This is a genomic window from Paenibacillus sp. 7516 (genome assembly GCF_002272715.1).
GTDB classification, from domain to species: domain Bacteria; phylum Bacillota; class Bacilli; order Paenibacillales; family Paenibacillaceae; genus Paenibacillus; species Paenibacillus illinoisensis_A.
The window spans coordinates 38,611-55,731 of record NZ_NPBI01000036.1; the positions used below are offsets into that span (position 1 = coordinate 38,611).

Below are 17,121 nucleotides of genomic sequence, written 5' to 3' on the forward strand. Positions count from 1 at the left end.
TTCCAGATGATGTTATACATGCTCCATATCGAAAGACGGGTGGGAGTGCGATTTCAAGTATTCCAGTGGAGACATTCCGAAGTGGGCGCGGAACACCCGGTGGAAATAGGAATAACTGGCGAATCCACACGTCTCCGCAATATGCTCCAGTGTCATCTCACTGTACTTCATGCGTTCCAGTGCGACATTCAGGCGAATTTCAATAGCGTACTGGATCATGGTTTTGCCGTAGTGTTCCTTGAACAGCCGGACTGCGCGTGACAGACTTAGACCTGCGTAACGGGCAGCCTCCTCAAGTTTGAACGTAACGGTAGCATGTTCCTCTATGAAGCGCTTTAGCTTCAGGGTGGAGGACACGCTTCGATCCGTCTGGAGACTCTCGCTAATCGCACGGTCGATGTACAGACAGAGTCCGCGTAATAGGGCGTCTTTTAACTCCTCATTTTCTTCAAGAGGTCCCCGGCGCTGCTCCAGCAAAATATTGCGCCACAGGCTGACCAGTTTGTCATCCAGTCCAATTCGGTTTACGGTAGGGCGCTGAGCTCGCTTCCACCACTGATCAATCCAGGAACCTTCACAGAACAAATAATAATCCCCGCTGGACAATCGTCCTTCCTTATGCGGTTCTGCGACCACGAGATGATAGTCATCTCCTGGTTTCAACAGCAGCAAATCCCCGCTGGTCATCGTAAATTCTTCATCCTGCACATATACCTTGCAAGAGCCTTCAGTTTGCAGACGGAACAGGTAGGTCTGAAGCTCGCCCTTCATGTTGTGGTTAAATGCCTTGTAGTGATAAGAGTAGTCACAGATCAGTACTGAAGTCTTCAACGGTTCCAAAGATGCAATCCTCCAATATAGGTATCCTGCATGCACTTTTATAGGTGAAATTATTGTGATGCAAAATACTGGAATAAAAAATCAGTCAAATAGTTCATGTTCTGACGATATTGTATATGTTCATTCTAGCCTGTTTTGAGGTAGGATGATACCAGATAGAGCAATGAAAGCAAATTTGAGAGCAGAGGTGTATCATTCATGAAAAAACTTAATATTGGTTTGCAATTGTTCACCCTCCGTGATGAAACTGCAGCAGATTTTCGTGGCACATTGCGCAAGGTAGCAGAGCTTGGTTATGAAGGTGTGGAATTCGCTGGTTATGGTGACATTCCTGCCGAAGAGATGAAAGCATTGCTGGATGAGCTGGGCCTCAAAGGATTCAGCAGCCACGTTTCCTTGCACGCGATGCGCGAAGATTTGCAAAAACAAATTGATTACCTCAAAACGATTGGGGCTCAATATATGATCTGTCCTTACCTCATGCCTGAAGATCGTCCTGACAATGCTGAAGGCTGGACCAAGTTGTTCGCTGAACTGCAGCAATATGGTGCAGAAGCAGCGAAACAAGGCTTGATCTTTGGTTATCACAACCATGACTTCGAATTCCATGGCCAAGTTGGCGACAAAAATGCCTTTGATGCCATGTTCGCTGAAACGACGCCTGAGGCTGTACAAGTGGAAATGGACGTATGTTGGGTTCAATTTGCCGGACAAAATCCGATCGAGTATATTAATCAATATGCGGGCCGTCTGCCGCTTCTCCATCTGAAGGACTTCAGCAAAGACGAACAGGGTCAGATGAAAACATTGGAACTGGGACAAGGTTCGGTTGACCTGCCAGCAGTTATTGAAGCATCAACGAGCGCAGGTGTGGAATGGCTGATCGTGGAACAGGATGTATGTCAGAATCCTCCACTTGAAAGCGTAGCCAACAGTTATAACTGGCTGAAACAGAACTACCTGAACCAATTTTAATCTAGCAATTCGAATCATTGAATGAAGCAAATGCTGAATCTACTTGTCAAAGGGGACATTAATCCATGAGTAAAATTAAAGTTGCTGTATTCGGCTGTGGAGCCATTGCTGAACGCAGACATATTCCAGAATACGCTGCCAATGAAAACGTAGAGCTTGTCGCTTTTGCTGATCCAATTGTGGAGCGTGCAGAGAAAATGGCCGAAACATACGGCGGCAAAGCATACTCCAGCTACGAAGAACTGCTTGCAAACGAAACAGTTGATGCGGTTAGCGTATGCACACCTAACTATCTGCATGCTTCCATGGCCATTGCTGCTGCGAATGCAGGCAAGCATGTGCTGGTTGAGAAGCCGATGGCTGTTACAACCGAAGAAGGCGAGCAAATGATTGAAGCTGCCAAGAAAAACGGTGTGTATCTGATGGTTGGACACAACCAACGCCTGATGCCTCCACACGTCAAAGCAAAAGAAATCCTGGATTCCGGCAAACTGGGTAAAGTGCTGAACTTCCGTACTTCCTTTGGTCATCCAGGACCGGAAGCATGGAGTGTGGACGGAGCAGAGAGCTGGTTCTTCCGTAAGGAAGAAGCAATTATGGGCGCCATGGGTGACCTCGGCGTGCACAAGTCTGACTTCATTCGCTATCTGCTGAACGATGAAGTGTCCGAAGTGGCTGGGTTCATCAGCACCCTTCACAAAGAAGGCACGCAAGTGGATGACAATGCGACATGCTTGCTTCGCATGAAGAGTGGTGCCATTGGTACACTCGTTGCCAGCTGGACTCAATACAGAGCAGGAGACAACAGTACGGTTCTGTGGTGCGAGAATGGCGTCATGAAAATCGGAACGGTCGAAGGCGACGAAGTAATCGTCGAACTGACGAATGGTACGGTTGAAACGTACAAAGTTGGTGCGATGGCAACAAATGAGAAGCAGGTACCAAGCGGCGTTATCGACGCATTTGTGGAATCCATTGTGACTCAAACGCCTCCAAGCATCTCCGGTGAAGAAGGCCTTCGTTCCCTGCAGGTCATTCTGGCAGCATTCGAATCCGAGAAGACAGGTCAGATCGTTAAACTGTAAGACGGACCCGTTCAAGGTCATTATATATGTTCATGTGAGGGTACCTCCAGCGTTTCTCTGGTTGGTGCCCTCTTTATTTATTTTAGTAAGGAAAAGAGACGGCCTCCCGCATCGAAAGTGGGGAGGGCCGTCTCTTGAACTGTACTACGTTTGAAGCGTTTCCGATCCTGATCAGTTCTTGCGGTTACACAACTGGTTTGACGTCGCTCGCAAGATCAAGCCAGGCAATCTCGTCACCAGTCAGAGTCAGGCGTGAGCCTTCGTCACAGGATAACAGCTCATCGCGATTCTGTGCTCCGATCAATGCGCAGGTCGGGAAGGACTGATTCAATACATAAGCTAATGCAATCTGAATTGCCGTCGTATTTTTCGTTTCGGCCAATTCCCCGGCACGGCGTAGTCTTTCCCAGTTGCCGTCACTGTAGAAGACACGAACCAGATCGGCATTGTCACGTACCTCAGGTGTGAAACGACCGGTGAAGAAGCCGCGTGCCTGCGAGGACCAGGACAGCAGGGGAAGCTGTGTCTGTTCATGCCATGCCAGCGTCTCTGCATCTGCTGATACACAGCCAGCCCAGAACGGCTCGTTCGCCTTGGCCAGGCTGAGATTCGGGCTGCTGAATGTGAAGCCCTTCAGACCATGTGCAGCCGCATACGTGTTGGCTTCCTCCAAACGCTGCCAAGTCCAGTTGGAGGCACCGATCGCTCCAATTTTACCTGACTCAATGTGCTCATTCAGTGCTTCAAGAATGGCACCAACAGGAATGTTCGGATCGTCCCGGTGTAATGCATACAATTCGACATGATCAGTCTGCAGACGTTCCAGGCTGGTAAGCAGATCGCTGCGAATGGCATCGGCATTGACACGGGGGCCGTTCATATCATGGTGGGCACCCTTTGTGAGAATGACGACCTGATCGCGATTACCGCGCTCTTGCATATAACGTCCGAGCACTTCTTCACTCTGTCCGCCGCAATAGATGTGAGCCGTATCCACGGTATTTCCGCCAATCGCCAGAAAAGCATCCATATTCGTGGCAGCTTTTTCGTAAGCATCATGCACAAAATAATCCGTACCTTTGATCAACCGGGAAATCGGTTTTCCTGCACCATTAATTGTAATGAATTCCATTGTACACACCATCCTCGCTTATAGTGTAATTCGTGTACGTTCCTCTGCAGAACGAAGGCAAGCCTCAAGTACTTTCATATTGGCCACCGCATCGGAAGAAGCAAAACGCAAATCTTTACCTTGAAGCACGGCACGTGCCATATCATCCCCCTGCAGGGAGTAATGATTGACCTGAGGGACCTCAACTTCCCTGCGTTCACCGCCCGCAGTAACGTAGAAGTTCGAGCTGCGGTCCGGATTGCTGATAAATGCGGACGGAACCTCGATTATGCCATCCGATCCCAGCACCTCCAGCGTATTGCGGAATGCTGCCCACATGCTGCTGTCAAACGTGACGCCGACGTGATTATTGAATTCAAGTAATCCCGAGGCCATCATGTCGACATGGTCGTGTTCAGGGGAGAACATGCCAATGACCGTTACCGCTGATGGTTCCTGGCCGAGCAGCAGTCGTGCTGCACTAATGGAATAACAGCCAATATCATAGAGAGCACCGCCGCCCCATTCACGTTTGAACCGGACATTACCTGCGGAACCGGAATTGTTGAACGAAAATGTACTATGAATACCGCGAATTTCTCCAATTTCACCACTGGCAATGACGTCTCTGATCTGGTCGTAACGGGGATGATGCCGATACATAAATGCTTCGGCGAGCAGTACTCCGGCATCATCACAGGCTTGCGCCATTTCACGTGCCTCCTGCTCGGTTAACGCGAGTGGTTTCTCGCACAGAATATGTTTGCCCGCCTCAGCTGCGCGGATCGCCCACTCCCGGTGAAGATGGTTTGGAAGGGGAATATATACAGCGTCAATGGAGTCATCCTCTAGCAGTGCTTCATAGCTGTCGTAAGCCTGGGGGATTCCAAGCTGATCAGCGGTTTGTTTCGCCTTTTCCTCGTCCCGGCTTGCGATCGCCGCCACTTCATTCAACTCCGATTGCTGCAAACCAGGAATGACAGAACCTTTGGCAATGCTAGCGCTACCAAGAATGCCCCAGCGTAATTTACGATCTGAATTCATGAGTTGTTTCCTCCTGTGGATGAATGTATATTGTGATTATAAGGAATAGATCGATGAATGAAAATGATAATATATTGAGATCTATTAACACAATATTGCTTGCCAAGGAGAAATATTCATGATGAGACAGACTGTATTGCTAACCCTTCAGGATATTCCATATTTTTGTTATCCCGAGTCCGTTGGCCATTATGTGGACCATCCGGAGCATTCCGTTTTGCGGGAGGCCGGTGTACTTAATAACTTCAATATTCACTATGTAGCTTCAGGTAAGGGATATGTGGAAGTGGACGGGATTATCCATGAACTTCGGGCGGGTCAGGCGGTACTCTATTTCCCGCAGCAGCGCCAGCATTATTACAGCAGTGAGGATGATCCGTGGGATGTGCGCTGGGTTCATTTTTACGGTGAACGTCTCCATGACTACATGATTGAACGGGGGCTGCATCGCAATCTGCTGTGGACGCTGCGGCAGCAAGCCCCTTGGGAAGAGGCTCATCTGGCCTTGCTGCACGAGGCTGAACAGAACCGGATGCTGCGTCCGGCACAGCTGTCCACGTTGACGTATGCTGTACTGGCCGAGTTTGTCCAGCATGCGGTGCCTCTGAAAAATACACGTACCAGCCAAGCGGAGAACCGCATTCTCGGATTGCTCCCGCAGATGCAGCAGGAGGCATGTCAGCCGTTTTTGCTTCAGGATTGGGCGGATCTGGCGGGTGTCAGCTCGTATTACTTTTGTAAATTGTTCAAGAGTGCCGTCGAGATGACGCCAATGGAATTCGTAACCCGTTCCCGGCTGCAGATGGCGAAGCAGTGGCTGCTCGAACGTCCAACGGCCAACATTGGCCAGATTGCCGAGGAGGCGGGATACCCGAACGCCAGTTATTTCAACCGCCAGTTCATGGCGCACGAAGGCATGACACCTACGGAGTACCGAGGACTTTATCACAATTAATAACTACTATCTATAGAGGTTCCAAGTAACCGCGAAATCTCAGATCCCCTGGGGTTTGACAGCGAGCTCAATCAAGTCTATTATGGATAAATTAAATCCGTATACAATGAGGTGCCCTCATGAAATATTCAAAAGCAACCAACTATGCCTTGCATACCATGCTTCACCTTGTGATTACAGAACCGGAGCAGCTGGTTAGTGTTCATCAACTGGCTGATTTGCAGAAAGTATCCCCAACCTATCTGTCCAAAATATTGACCAAGCTGGTTAAGGCGGGCATGATTGAATCCACTTCTGGAGCCAACGGTGGCTATCGTCTGAGTCGCAAAAATCCGGACCCTTCATTTCTGGAGATTATTCACGCCATTGAAGGGCAGGCTTCCCTGTTCGAATGCTCTCAGAACCATAACGAGGGCTGTTTGATTCAGCAGGTCATGATTCATGCCGAGGAACAGATGGAGAACTATCTAAGCAATAAGAAGATGTCCGAGCTGGCTGCCCAAATGAAGGCATATCAGAGGTAACCATTGGGGGAAGAGCGAATCAGCTTCTTGCTGAGTGTGGCAACCCACTTTACTTTCGTATATAGATGCGAATAAGTCCAAAAGTCCGAGAGCAGCATGAAGCAGCATGCCTAGCTTTCGGACTTTTTTCGTAGTAATAGCCAAGCATTAATATGCCGTTGTGCCTAATACAAGCGTAATGGTACAATAAGGAAGATTAATAGATACATATCTTTTAAACCTATTACATCTCTGGAGGGACAACAGATGAGCCAATCAACCATCACAGGACTGGAACAATTGCTTGCACTCGAAAATATCCGTAACACGAAGGCACGCTATTGCCGCTTTATTGATACGAAGCAGTGGGACGCACTGGGCGATGTGTTTGCTCCGGATGCAGTAGCTGATTTCAGTACGGAAGGTAACCCCATTCCGGTATTAACGGGCCGTGACACCATCGTGCAAGTATTCCGTGACCTGGTGGATGTTGCTGTAACCGTGCATCACGTACACAGCGCCGAGGTTGAATTTGTATCCGCGAACGAAGCCAAGGTTATTTCTCCGATGGAGGATTGGGTAACATTCCCCGAAGGCAATGAGAACAAATCCTTCCACGGATTTGGACACTACCATGAGACGTTTGTTCAGATCGACGGTCAATGGTATATCAAGCATACAAGCCTGAAGCGTTTGCGTTTGGATCTGTTTGAATAGTAATCATGAGAGATATAAAGTAAATCAAAACAGCAAAAGCCCCAAGAACATGTTCCCTTGGGGCTTATTTTATATTGAGAAGCCTAACCTAGTCTGTCACTCCTTAAGAGCTTGGATTAGGACGAAGCGGAAGAAGCTTTTTTGCGGGACTGCATGGACAGATACACCCAAGAGAACATCACGGATGCCAGAGCAACCACAGTCATGCCCCAGAAAATATTCGTGTAGGCTGATGACAAGGACAGCTGCTGCATTGCAGTCAGAGCCACGCCGGTTACGGCAACACTGAATGCACCGCTGAAGAACTGGCTAAGTTGGAACAGGCCCATGCCTGCACCCACCTGATCCATGGTCAGGTTATTGGACAGTTCGTTGGAAACGCTCGTTGTGAGAGCGGAGAAACCTACACTCAGCAGGATATAAATGATCATAATGGCATAGATGCTGTTATCTGCAAACAGAGCGAACAATCCCGCGGCAGCGAGCAGCAGCCATGGTGCAAACCTAAGCAGCTGTGTATTGCCATGTCTGTCAATCATTCGGCCAATCCGGTTGGACAGCAGCATGGAGACAACTGCACCAGGGAAGATAACCAGTCCGGATTGGGCTGGTGTCAAGGCATACAGATGGGCCAGTATTTGCGGCAAAAGAAACAGGGTCGCAAAGTTGTTAATGTAGGATACGATCCCTAGCGAGCTGAGCATCATATATTTTTTGTTTTTGAAAAGGGCTGGCTGAACAAATGGATCGGCCGCACGGCGAATCCGTAACCAGAACAATAGAAGTGCTACGGCACCAACGACAAGAGTGATCCACTCACGTGAAGTGAGGAACAGAAGAACGCCAGTTGTTCCGATCGCAAGAAGCAGTGCACCCAGCAAGTCGAACGAGCCCTTTTGCGGCATTTCACTCGGAAGCAGTTTGAAGAACACAGGGATCAGGAATAACGTTAAACCCGTAACGATAAAGAGATCGTGCCATCCAAGAAATTGAGTAATGCTGCCGCCGATGACTGGACCGAGTCCAAGACCAAGAGAGCTGGCAGACATAATCACAGCCATGGATTTACCCCGGCGGTCACTCGGAACGTAACGCGTGATGAGCACGATGGCAAGTCCTGGCACGGATGCGGCACCTGCTGCCTGAATCAGGCGTGCACAGAGCAGGATAATGAAGTGATTGCTGAAGAATCCCAGAACGGATGCTGCACCAAGTAAAGTGAGACCAGTTGTAAACAAGGTTCGAATCGGTACAAAGTCCGACAGGCGTGAAAAGGTAATCGACGATATGGCAAAAACGATGGAATAACCTGTTACAATCCAGGAAGAAGCAACAGATGAGAGCTGGAATTCAGCTGCAATTTTGGGCAGCGCCAGATTGAACATCATCGTATTCATGACGACGAGAACTACGGTGAAACCGAGCAAACTTACAATTAACCCTTCCTGTAGTCCGGTCGTTCGTTCTCCGGATGATGCGGTTGCGGTGTTATTCATGAAAACCTCCTTGAACTAATGTGTAATTTCGCAATATTTCAGAAACGGTATGTAACATTTGCAAAATGAGATATACAGTGAATCCCATGCCTCACAGCAGGGGTTACATTGACGAAATTATAGTTAAAGTTCGATTGGTATCGAACATTAGAAATATATCATGGAATTGTGCTAAAATACAATGGATAGTCTGAAAAAAGGAGACTACATTATGAAAATTTTACATCATCCTCAATTGGAGGATATTGAACTTTCTTCCGTGTTGTACGCGTTAAGCGATCCGACCCGCCTTGGCATTGTTGCGGAAGCAGCCAAGAGTGGAGAGCAGCCCTGCAGTCATTTTAATGCACCTGTTGTGAAGTCCACGATGTCCCATCATATTCGCACGCTGCGGGAAGCTGGCGTCATTCGAGTGAGGGTGCAGGGTACCCAGCATTTCCTTACATTGAGGTTGGAAGATCTGGAAACACGATTCCCTGGCCTTATGCAGCCTTTGTTGCAGGCCGCTGCCCAGGCGTCCACCCATCAGTCCTAAAACTTGTCCTTTCTTCAAGCTGAAGAGGGGGCATTTTTTTATTCCTACTTGGGGGAGGCTTCTTTAATGCACCTACTTATTTCAGCCTGTACAAGAAAAAATATACAAATTTTAATTTTGGGGTAATCCGCAGCCCTCCATGTTCCGAATATTATAATAGATGGTCTTTTTTGGGTGATGGATATTGAAGGACAACAGGGGGCGGGAGTATGGTGCATAATCCGGAAACCATTCAGGAATGTATCGAAAAGGCACGGCAAAGACTTTACCAGATCGCAAATTCACACACGGAATTAATGCATCCGGAGGTCATTCGTCAATCGATGATTCTGGATGAGTTAATTAATGAATATAACAAAGCCATTCGTCTAAACGGAAAAACACCCCGAGACAAAAGCCCCGGGATGAGATGATGCGACAATAATTCGCGTTCGTTCTATTCTTTTACCGCCCCAAGTACAATCCCCTTGACGAAGAAACGCTGCAGGAACGGATACACGAGCAGGATCGGCAGCGCGCCAATGAAAATCTGAGCCGCATTGACCGTACGTTGAGACATGTTCTGAAGCTGCGTGGCATCCACATTCATGTTGGAGAAGTCCTGCTGTACGATAATGGTCTGCATCAACGTAGCCAGCGGATATTTGGAAGCATCGTTCATATAGATGAGCCCGTCAAACCAGGAGTTCCATTGGCCCACCATGGTGAATAGCGAGATCGTCGCAATCGCGGGCATGGACACCGGCAGATAGATCCGAAACAAGGTTGTAATATGGTTAGCTCCATCAATAAAAGCCGCCTCTTCCAGCTCTTTCGGAACATTACGGAAGAAGTTCATCATCAGAATCAGGTTCCAGACTGCAACCGCTCCTGGCAAAATCAGTGCCCACAGCGTGTTGATTAGCCCCAGCTTTTGAATCAAAATGTAAGACGGGATCAGCCCGCCGCTGAACAGCATCGTGAAGATGAAAAACCAAGCATACATCGAGCGTCCTTTGAAATGAAGACTTTCTTTGGATAATGGATACGCCGTCAGAATGACCAGCACCATACTGAGCAGCGTGCCAAGAACGGTACGCTGAACCGAGATCCAGAGCGCACTGAGAAAGTTGCTGTTACCAAACGTTTTGGTATAGGCGTCTACCGTAAAATCAATCGGCCAGAGTGTGACCAGATTGGCGGAGGCTGCCGCCTTGCCGCTGAAAGAGACCGCCAGAATATGAACGAGCGGCAGCACACACAGCAGTGAAACGGCCGCAATGAAGAACAGGTTGAAGCCATTGAATATCCGGTATCCGGTCGTTTTGTGATACACCTTGATTCCCCCTTAATGCAGTATGCTAAACCCCTTAGAAAATGCGGTAATTGGCGATTTTGTATGCCATCCGGTAGGCAGTAATGACCAGGAACATCGCGACGAAGGACTTGAATAGTCCAACCGCTGTTGCGAAGCTCATTTTGCCATTGAGGATCCCCATCCGGTACACAAACGTGTCGATAATATCACCTTTCTCATACACGAGCGGGTTATACAGATTGAAAATCTGGTCAAATCCTGCATTCAGAATATTGCCAAGGGACAGCGTTCCCACCACAATAATCATCGGCACCAGGGCAGGCAGCGTAATGTGCAGCGTCTGCTTGAGCCGTGTTGCCCCATCCACCTCGGAAGCTTCATAGAGAGCCGGATTAATCCCCGCAAGCGCAGCCAGAAATACGATTGTGCCAAATCCGAATTCCTTCCATACATCACTGATGACAACCGTTACCCGAAACCAGTCACCATCTCCGAGAAAGAAAATCGGTTCAATTCCTGCAGCTGCCAGCACCTGATTCACCAGTCCACCCTCTGGGGACAGCATGTCGAGCAGAATGCCGCCTAGTACTACCCAGGACAGGAAGTGGGGCAGGTACACGAGTGTCTGTGAGAACCGTTTGAACGTAGAGTTTCGTACCTCATTCAGCAAAATGGCGAATACCACCGGGGCCAACAGGCCGGCCACAATTTTCATGGAAGCAATCAGCACGGTGTTCCAGATCACCTGTACACTGTCCGGATACTCGAACATGAACCGGAAGTTATCCCATCCCACCCATTTGGAGCCCGTGAATCCCAGCCACGGTTTGAAATCCTGAAAAGCAATAATAATGCCGCCCATGGGTACATAGGCGAACAGCAATGTGAGCAGTACAGCAGGCAGCAGCATCAGGTGCAGCGGCCATGTGCGTTTGAAGTTCCAGCGGGTACGTTTGCGTGGATTGCGTATCGCCTGCCGTACCGGTTTGTTGGTTGTTAATGGTTGTTCCATAGCCATCAGTGTCCCTCCTTATGTATCGTCCAGCCTCCGCATGGTGAGGCTTTTCGGCCTCTTGCAAAAAGTGGAGCAACTGAATTATAGCAACGGAAAAGGGAGGGCTATAGACCAACATTTCAATGCGAATGTTGATTTGTTAACCTGTTGAGTCTATCTACCCTTTCAAAATCAATATAGATATGAAAGGGTTTTCAATATAAAATAGGACTTCGAATACGTTCGATTATATCTCGAGACAGGGTGAAACGATGAAATTCACAGTATTTGCAAAAACGGTCATTCTGCTGATCTGCCTGCTGGTGCCCATCTTGCTGCTCTATACCTATGCCAACCAGGCGAACGTGGACATGGTTGTGGAGGAGAAACAGCAATCGAGCTTAAACCAATTCAACTATTTCAGCTCCCAGGTAGATAAAAATATTGAGCAGCTCTCGCTCTATGGGCTTACCCTTCTGAGGGACCCCAGCATACTGCATTACCGTTACATGACGGAAACGACCAGCCAGTATGAGAAGAACAGCATTTATCTCGACATTCTCGACAAATTATCGTTGTACCAGTCCACCAGCCGCTGGAAAAATGACATTACAATTCTGCTCCCGCAGGCAGAACTGGTGTTATCCACCAAGGCAAGCCGAACCGTCTTCAATGAGAACATGCTGAAGTTTCCCCAGCCTGGCCAGTGGCAATTGGATGATGGGGGGTTCACGTATTTCTTCACGGACAATTACGAGTGGAATGCCAAGCCAGCGACGACGGGAGTTCGTACCGTGATGGAGATTAATTTTGATCCGATGAATATTGTCGCCATGCTGGACGACTTCAAGGAGGCGCAGGGAGGGGACCCTTTTCTGTACGTGCCAGGCAATGACCCCTTATTAAACCGCAGTGCAGACCCTGATCTGGTGCAGGCCATTATGGAAAATATGCCGTTGAACGGGCTGGACAGCGAGGGGAATCATCAGCTGGAGGCCGGTGGCAAGCAGTATCTGGTGAGTTATGTTCGTTCTAAACAGCTTCATGGCGTCTATGTGAATCCCGTTGTACTGGATGATCTGCTCACCCCGATGGATAAGAGCCGGAACATGTTTGTTACATCCATACTCCTGCTGCTGGCCTTGAGCATCGGGGCGGCATTATTGCTCTACCGCAAGGTACAGATTCCCATCTATCGTCTGATGCAGGGGCTGCAGCAGATTCGCAAAGGCCAGCTGTCGACCCGAATCCCGGTGGATCATTCACGCGATGAATTTGCGTACCTGACTCAGAGCTTCAATCATATGGCGGAACAAATTCAGGAATTGATCGAAAAGGTGTACGAGGAACGCATTCGTTCAAGAGAAGCTACACTCAAGCATTTGCAGTCACAGATCAATCCGCACTTCCTGTACAACTGCCTGTTCTATATTAAAAATATGACCCAGCTCGGTCATTCGGAAGCCGTTATTGCGATGTCACTGAGTTTGGGAGATTACTACCGGTACATCACCCGGGATGAGAATGACATGACAACGGTGGAGGAGGAAATTCGGCTGCTCGACAATTATTTGTCCATACAGCAGATGCGGACCAATCGTTTATCCTACGAAATTGCTGTACCTCAGGAGCTGATGCAGCAGCAGATTCCAAGGCTGCTCATTCAGCCGATTGTGGAGAATGCTGTCATTCATGGCATCGAACCAAGCGAAGGCAGTGGCCATATCGTGGTGACCGGAATGTCAGTCAAAGAGCAAATCAAAGGGAAATCCTTCATTCGCTACAGTTTGTTCGTGGATAACGATGGGGTTACGTTGACATCCGAAGAGATTGAAGAGTTGGAACGGGAAGTGAACGAGCCGATGGGTGAGGAGATCGGTACCGGCACCTGGAACGTGCACCAGCGTCTGGTTACGCGATATGGGCATTCATCCGGGCTTCATTTTGCAGCGATTCCTTACGGGGGACTTAGTGTGGAAATACGATGGTTTGAGGAGGAGGAACAATCTCATGATGAATCTAATGGTCGTGGATGACGAACACTCAGCGGTGGAATCCATCGCTTCCTCTATCGCATGGAGGGAATATGGCATCGGTCAGGTATATAAGGCATATTCGGTCAAGGAAGCGTTGCAGCAGATGGCTGCCCATCAGGTTCATATCATCATTACAGATATCCGTATGCCGGGCCTGTCGGGACTGGATCTCGTTAGTCATATTCGGCAAAAGTGGGAGCAGACCAAATGCATTATTTTATCAGGACATGCGTCTTTTGATTATGCCAAACAGGCCCTTAAACATGGAACGGTAAGTTATCTGCTTAAACCGGTGCGCGATGAAGAACTGATCGAAGCCGTGCAGCAGGCCTCCGTGCAAATCCGGCTGGAAGGAGAGAAACAGCAGCTGCATCAGCGTGCCATGTATTCGGTTAGGGAGCATTTGCCGGAGAAAAGGGCAGAGTTAATGAAGGATGTGCTGCTCGGGCGCAAGTTTGCCGGAGATGAACTCGTAGGTAAGCTGGAACAATTGGAGATTGGCTTCCGGCCCCAGGATAAAATGCAACTGCTGCTGATCCGCTATGATGACCCACAGCCAACACACAAGGCATTTCGATTAATGAAATACGCCATATCCAATGTGGTGGAGGAAATCTTCAGCAGCAGCTACCATCTCTGCCATACCGATGATGCGTATGATGATCTGGTGTTCATGGCCAGTCCGAAACAGGTACAGTCTGAACCGGAACTGCTGATGGGACGGCTGGGCGATCGACTGATTCACAGTGTGAAGCAGTATTTGAATGCAACAATCTCGCTATCGGTCAGCAAAACAGGCCGTTTCCCGCATCAGGTACCGCAGCTGTATCATCAGGCGGTAAGTGCCTTGCGGAAGCAGGGTGAAGCAGGGAAAGGATTGCATCTGAATGCCGCAACCAGCTCACACGGTGCTTCTTTGAAATCACTTACTGCGCTCTATGAACCACCTGGTCTGACAACGCTGCTGGAAGCCGGGAGAATGGATGATGCACATCGCAAGATCGATCAGATCTTTGCCGAGCTATCAGGCAGTGTATTTCCGGAGCATGTCTACGTTGCCTTTCATTATCTGGCGGCCGCTTTCTCTTATATGGCTCACCGGGAAGGCAAACAGTTATCCGATGTGCTTGGAGAACAATATCAGCAGCTGCTGAAGGATGGTTATGGCGTATCGCTGCGGAGCCTGGAGGCATGGACCCGTAACGTCTTGCAGCAATGGACAGAGCGTACTCAAGATTCGGGTCAAGAAAGCGGGTCCACCCTGATTCGGCAGGTACAGCACTGGATTGACCATCATCTGGGAGAAGATCTGTCCCTGCAGGTCATTGCGGGAGAGGTACACCTGCATCCGGTGTATTTGTCCAAAATGTACAAACAGTCCACTGGCGAAGGCATCAGTGATTATATTATTCGCTCCAGAATGGAACGCGCCGTGCACCTGCTGAAGCATACCGGGATGAAGATATACGAAGTCGGCCAGGAAGTGGGCTATAACAATACCCCTTACTTCATTCAAGTGTTTCGCAAGCATTATGGCCTGACACCACAGGATTTTCGGAACGGTTAACAAATCAATATGAACATTGAAATTGTGATATATGTTTGCCTCCCCGGCTGCACTATCCTTTTCATGTAAGGTGCATGAAGCTTGATGGATGATGCGAGATGCACAAAGGGTATCCAAAGTTACCTGAGGAGGGGTTAGTTCATGTATAAAAAGATGATGACGGCAGTGCTTGCATTAACGATGGTTGCTGTAACAGCATGCAGTTCGGGGGCCAAAGAGGAACCTGCGAAGGAAGCGGCTGCGCCGCTTGCGATGCAAAACGGGAAGTACGAACCAGCGGTGCAGATGAGCTACTTGCGGGCTTGGAACGATGACACGAAGTTTAAGAACGGGGAAACGGCACAGAGCAATGTGCATACCAAATGGGCCAAGGAACGTCTCGGCATAGAGCTGACCACACCATGGGCTGTATCAGTGACTAATGACGCCTTTTATACGAAGCTCCGCCTGTCTCTGTCTGCCAACGAGGAGCTGCCGGATATCGTCTCCATCCGTGGGGACTATAACCTGGTGCGTGAGTTGATTGAGTCCGGCAAGTTCGCTGATGCAGGTGCACTGTTTGACAAATATGCATCTGACACGTGGAAACAGGCGTCCGAATCGGCACCGGAGGAATGGTATCCTTACATGTATGAGGGTCAGCGTTACGGCATTCCGATCTTCGACTATGCCTACAACGGCGATCCGGTGATGTTTATCCGGGAAGACTGGCTGAAGAAGCTGGGACTGGAAGAACCAAAAACGATCGATGAGCTGGTTGCGGTCATGGATGCATTTACGAATCAGGATCCGGATGGTAATGGCAAGAAGGATACGTATGGTTTGACCGTCGGCATGAAGAATGCGCTAAATACATGGATGACGGAATCTGGCTGGATCTTCGGCATGTATAACACGATGCCAGGTCAATGGAACGAGGCTGAAGACGGAACGCTGCAATACGGCTCGGTGCAGCCAGGAGTGAAGGAAGGTCTTGCTACAATGAAAGATTGGCTCTCCAAAGGTTATCTGCCCAAGGAAGCTGGTGTTTATGATGAGATCAAGGCAGCTGAACTGTTTACAGCAGGTAAGGCCGGGATCATCGTGGGTCCGCACTGGATGCCTAACTGGCCAATTGATGACGTGAAGAAAAATGTGGACGGTGCCACCTATAAAGCCATCGCTCTGCCAACCGGCCCGACGGGTGAGAGTCATCATCATGGTTCCGGGGCCAGCAACGGGGTTGTGTTGATCAACAAGGATATGGCTAACCCGGAAGTGTTCTTCACCTATCAGAATTATCTGTTCGATAACTTCGCCAATCCGGAGGTGGGCAGCGAGTTCGAGCATGGGTTTGCCCAAGGATATGATTATGACATCGTGGACGGCAAAGTCGTGGGTGAAGCTGAAGTGAAAGATGGCGTATCACCGCTGAAATACACGATTACCTATGACGGTGCACGGATTCCGAACCTGATGATGGATACGCTCGCAGAACTCGCGACAGGCAAGGAACCGGAGACGCCTTTTGAGAAAAATACGAGCATTGCCAACAAACCGGAAGTATTTGCTGCAGCTCAAGTTGTCGTTGCACATAAGGATGATGCGATCAAGAACAAGTTCACGGGTGCGCCAACCGATACAATGAAGATGAAGAAGGATGCGCTCGACAAACTGGAGAAAGATACGTTCAGCAAAATCATCTATGGGCAGGTTGGCATTGAGGAATTCGATGCGTTTGTAACGAAGTGGAAGTCGATGGGTGGCGACGAGATTACCGCCGAAGTAAACGAATGGTTTAAGACTGTGAATTAATACGGTAACTGATTCAACAGGAGAGGGAGGTTACACTTTGCCACTCCGATTGCAGTACCATCTTTCGATCGCTGTTATCCCCAGATTTTTTGATTCCTCTATTTAGAGGATAAAATCCGGTGATAAAGGCGAGCGCTTCGCTTCTCCAGATTGGTTCTGCACTCTCCGTTTT

Annotated in this window: 16 protein-coding genes; 10 read left to right on the top strand and 6 right to left on the bottom strand. The window is 49.0% G+C overall.

Going from position 1 to position 17,121, the window contains the following annotated elements; translation table 11 throughout:
* Positions 1–12 precede the first annotated feature (12 nt).
* Positions 13–831 carry an AraC family transcriptional regulator gene (locus tag CHI14_RS25065; protein WP_095292365.1) on the bottom strand — a complete coding sequence of 273 codons (819 nt, stop codon included), beginning with the start codon at positions 829–831 and terminating at the stop codon, positions 13–15.
* A 207-nt stretch (positions 832–1,038) separates the two neighbouring features.
* Here CHI14_RS25065 and CHI14_RS25070 point away from each other — a divergent pair, with 207 nt between their 5' ends.
* Entirely contained in the window at positions 1,039–1,815 is a 777-nt protein-coding gene (locus tag CHI14_RS25070; RefSeq protein WP_095292272.1) for a sugar phosphate isomerase/epimerase family protein, read from the top strand.
* A 65-nt stretch (positions 1,816–1,880) separates the two neighbouring features.
* A complete protein-coding gene (locus CHI14_RS25075; RefSeq protein WP_095292274.1) occupies positions 1,881–2,900 on the top strand; it encodes a Gfo/Idh/MocA family protein in 1,020 nt (339 codons plus the stop codon).
* 184 nt (positions 2,901–3,084) lie between these two features.
* On the opposite strand, the gene CHI14_RS25080 is transcribed toward CHI14_RS25075, so the two are convergent.
* Positions 3,085–4,032: an aldo/keto reductase gene (locus CHI14_RS25080; protein ID WP_095292275.1), complete on the bottom strand. Its 948-nt coding sequence runs from the start codon at positions 4,030–4,032 to the stop codon at positions 3,085–3,087.
* Between the two features lie 18 nt (positions 4,033–4,050).
* Positions 4,051–5,055 (bottom strand): Gfo/Idh/MocA family protein, encoded by a 1,005-nt coding sequence (locus tag CHI14_RS25085; protein WP_095292276.1) that lies wholly within the window; start codon positions 5,053–5,055, stop codon positions 4,051–4,053.
* 118 nt (positions 5,056–5,173) lie between these two features.
* On the opposite strand from CHI14_RS25085, the gene CHI14_RS25090 reads away from it, so the two are divergent.
* The 3 genes from CHI14_RS25090 to CHI14_RS25100 all read left to right on the top strand — a co-directional run bounded on the left by CHI14_RS25090 (position 5,174) and on the right by CHI14_RS25100 (position 7,230).
* On the top strand, positions 5,174–6,010 hold the full coding sequence (locus CHI14_RS25090; RefSeq protein WP_095292278.1) for an AraC family transcriptional regulator: 837 nt from the start codon (positions 5,174–5,176) through the stop codon (positions 6,008–6,010).
* 119 nt (positions 6,011–6,129) lie between these two features.
* Positions 6,130–6,534, top strand: coding sequence for an Rrf2 family transcriptional regulator (locus tag CHI14_RS25095; protein WP_095292279.1), 405 nt, complete (start codon positions 6,130–6,132; stop codon positions 6,532–6,534).
* A gap of 246 nt (positions 6,535–6,780) precedes the next feature.
* A complete protein-coding gene (locus CHI14_RS25100; protein WP_095292280.1) occupies positions 6,781–7,230 on the top strand; it encodes a nuclear transport factor 2 family protein in 450 nt (149 codons plus the stop codon).
* A 116-nt stretch (positions 7,231–7,346) separates the two neighbouring features.
* Here CHI14_RS25100 and CHI14_RS25105 read toward each other — a convergent pair whose 3' ends face one another.
* Positions 7,347–8,726, bottom strand: coding sequence for an MFS transporter (locus CHI14_RS25105; RefSeq protein WP_095292282.1), 1,380 nt, complete (start codon positions 8,724–8,726; stop codon positions 7,347–7,349).
* A gap of 211 nt (positions 8,727–8,937) precedes the next feature.
* Between CHI14_RS25105 and CHI14_RS25110 the strand changes: the two genes are divergently transcribed.
* Both CHI14_RS25110 and CHI14_RS25115 read left to right on the top strand, forming a co-directional pair.
* Complete coding sequence (locus CHI14_RS25110; RefSeq protein ID WP_095292283.1) at positions 8,938–9,261, top strand: ArsR/SmtB family transcription factor; 324 nt, start codon at positions 8,938–8,940, stop codon at positions 9,259–9,261.
* Positions 9,262–9,470: 209 nt separating this feature from the next.
* A complete protein-coding gene (locus CHI14_RS25115) occupies positions 9,471–9,674 on the top strand; it encodes an aspartyl-phosphate phosphatase Spo0E family protein (RefSeq protein WP_095292285.1) in 204 nt (67 codons plus the stop codon).
* Between the two features lie 23 nt (positions 9,675–9,697).
* On the opposite strand, the gene CHI14_RS25120 is transcribed toward CHI14_RS25115, so the two are convergent.
* Entirely contained in the window at positions 9,698–10,576 is an 879-nt protein-coding gene (locus CHI14_RS25120) for a carbohydrate ABC transporter permease (protein WP_095292286.1), read from the bottom strand.
* Positions 10,577–10,610: 34 nt separating this feature from the next.
* Positions 10,611–11,570 (bottom strand): ABC transporter permease, encoded by a 960-nt coding sequence (locus CHI14_RS25125; protein WP_481856453.1) that lies wholly within the window; start codon positions 11,568–11,570, stop codon positions 10,611–10,613.
* 254 nt (positions 11,571–11,824) lie between these two features.
* Between CHI14_RS25125 and CHI14_RS25130 the strand changes: the two genes are divergently transcribed.
* The 3 genes from CHI14_RS25130 to CHI14_RS25140 all read left to right on the top strand — a co-directional run bounded on the left by CHI14_RS25130 (position 11,825) and on the right by CHI14_RS25140 (position 16,949).
* Complete coding sequence (locus CHI14_RS25130; protein WP_095292289.1) at positions 11,825–13,588, top strand: sensor histidine kinase; 1,764 nt, start codon at positions 11,825–11,827, stop codon at positions 13,586–13,588.
* Positions 13,563–15,155 (top strand): response regulator transcription factor, encoded by a 1,593-nt coding sequence (locus CHI14_RS25135; RefSeq protein WP_170948269.1) that lies wholly within the window; start codon positions 13,563–13,565, stop codon positions 15,153–15,155. Before CHI14_RS25130 ends, CHI14_RS25135 begins: the two co-directional genes overlap by 26 nt.
* A 141-nt stretch (positions 15,156–15,296) precedes the next feature.
* Positions 15,297–16,949, top strand: a complete 1,653-nt coding sequence (locus tag CHI14_RS25140; protein WP_095292291.1) for an extracellular solute-binding protein — start codon at positions 15,297–15,299, stop codon at positions 16,947–16,949.
* Positions 16,950–17,121: the final 172 nt, after the last annotated feature.

Excerpts from the sequence above, each read along its gene's own strand:
- CHI14_RS25070 (WP_095292272.1), top strand. The coding sequence starts at position 1,039 with ATGAAAAAACTTAATATTGGTTTGCAATTGTTCACCCTCCGTGATGAA.
- CHI14_RS25075 (WP_095292274.1), top strand. The coding sequence starts at position 1,881 with ATGAGTAAAATTAAAGTTGCTGTATTCGGCTGTGGAGCCATTGCTGAA.
- CHI14_RS25080 (WP_095292275.1), bottom strand. The coding sequence starts at position 4,032 with ATGGAATTCATTACAATTAATGGTGCAGGAAAACCGATTTCCCGGTTG.
- CHI14_RS25085 (WP_095292276.1), bottom strand. The coding sequence starts at position 5,055 with ATGAATTCAGATCGTAAATTACGCTGGGGCATTCTTGGTAGCGCTAGC.
- CHI14_RS25090 (WP_095292278.1), top strand. The coding sequence starts at position 5,174 with ATGATGAGACAGACTGTATTGCTAACCCTTCAGGATATTCCATATTTT.
- CHI14_RS25095 (WP_095292279.1), top strand. The coding sequence starts at position 6,130 with ATGAAATATTCAAAAGCAACCAACTATGCCTTGCATACCATGCTTCAC.
- CHI14_RS25100 (WP_095292280.1), top strand. The coding sequence starts at position 6,781 with ATGAGCCAATCAACCATCACAGGACTGGAACAATTGCTTGCACTCGAA.
- CHI14_RS25105 (WP_095292282.1), bottom strand. The coding sequence starts at position 8,726 with ATGAATAACACCGCAACCGCATCATCCGGAGAACGAACGACCGGACTA.
- CHI14_RS25110 (WP_095292283.1), top strand. The coding sequence starts at position 8,938 with ATGAAAATTTTACATCATCCTCAATTGGAGGATATTGAACTTTCTTCC.
- CHI14_RS25115 (WP_095292285.1), top strand. The coding sequence starts at position 9,471 with ATGGTGCATAATCCGGAAACCATTCAGGAATGTATCGAAAAGGCACGG.
- CHI14_RS25125 (WP_481856453.1), bottom strand. The coding sequence starts at position 11,570 with ATGGAACAACCATTAACAACCAACAAACCGGTACGGCAGGCGATACGC.
- CHI14_RS25130 (WP_095292289.1), top strand. The coding sequence starts at position 11,825 with ATGAAATTCACAGTATTTGCAAAAACGGTCATTCTGCTGATCTGCCTG.
- CHI14_RS25135 (WP_170948269.1), top strand. The coding sequence starts at position 13,563 with ATGATGAATCTAATGGTCGTGGATGACGAACACTCAGCGGTGGAATCC.
- CHI14_RS25140 (WP_095292291.1), top strand. The coding sequence starts at position 15,297 with ATGTATAAAAAGATGATGACGGCAGTGCTTGCATTAACGATGGTTGCT.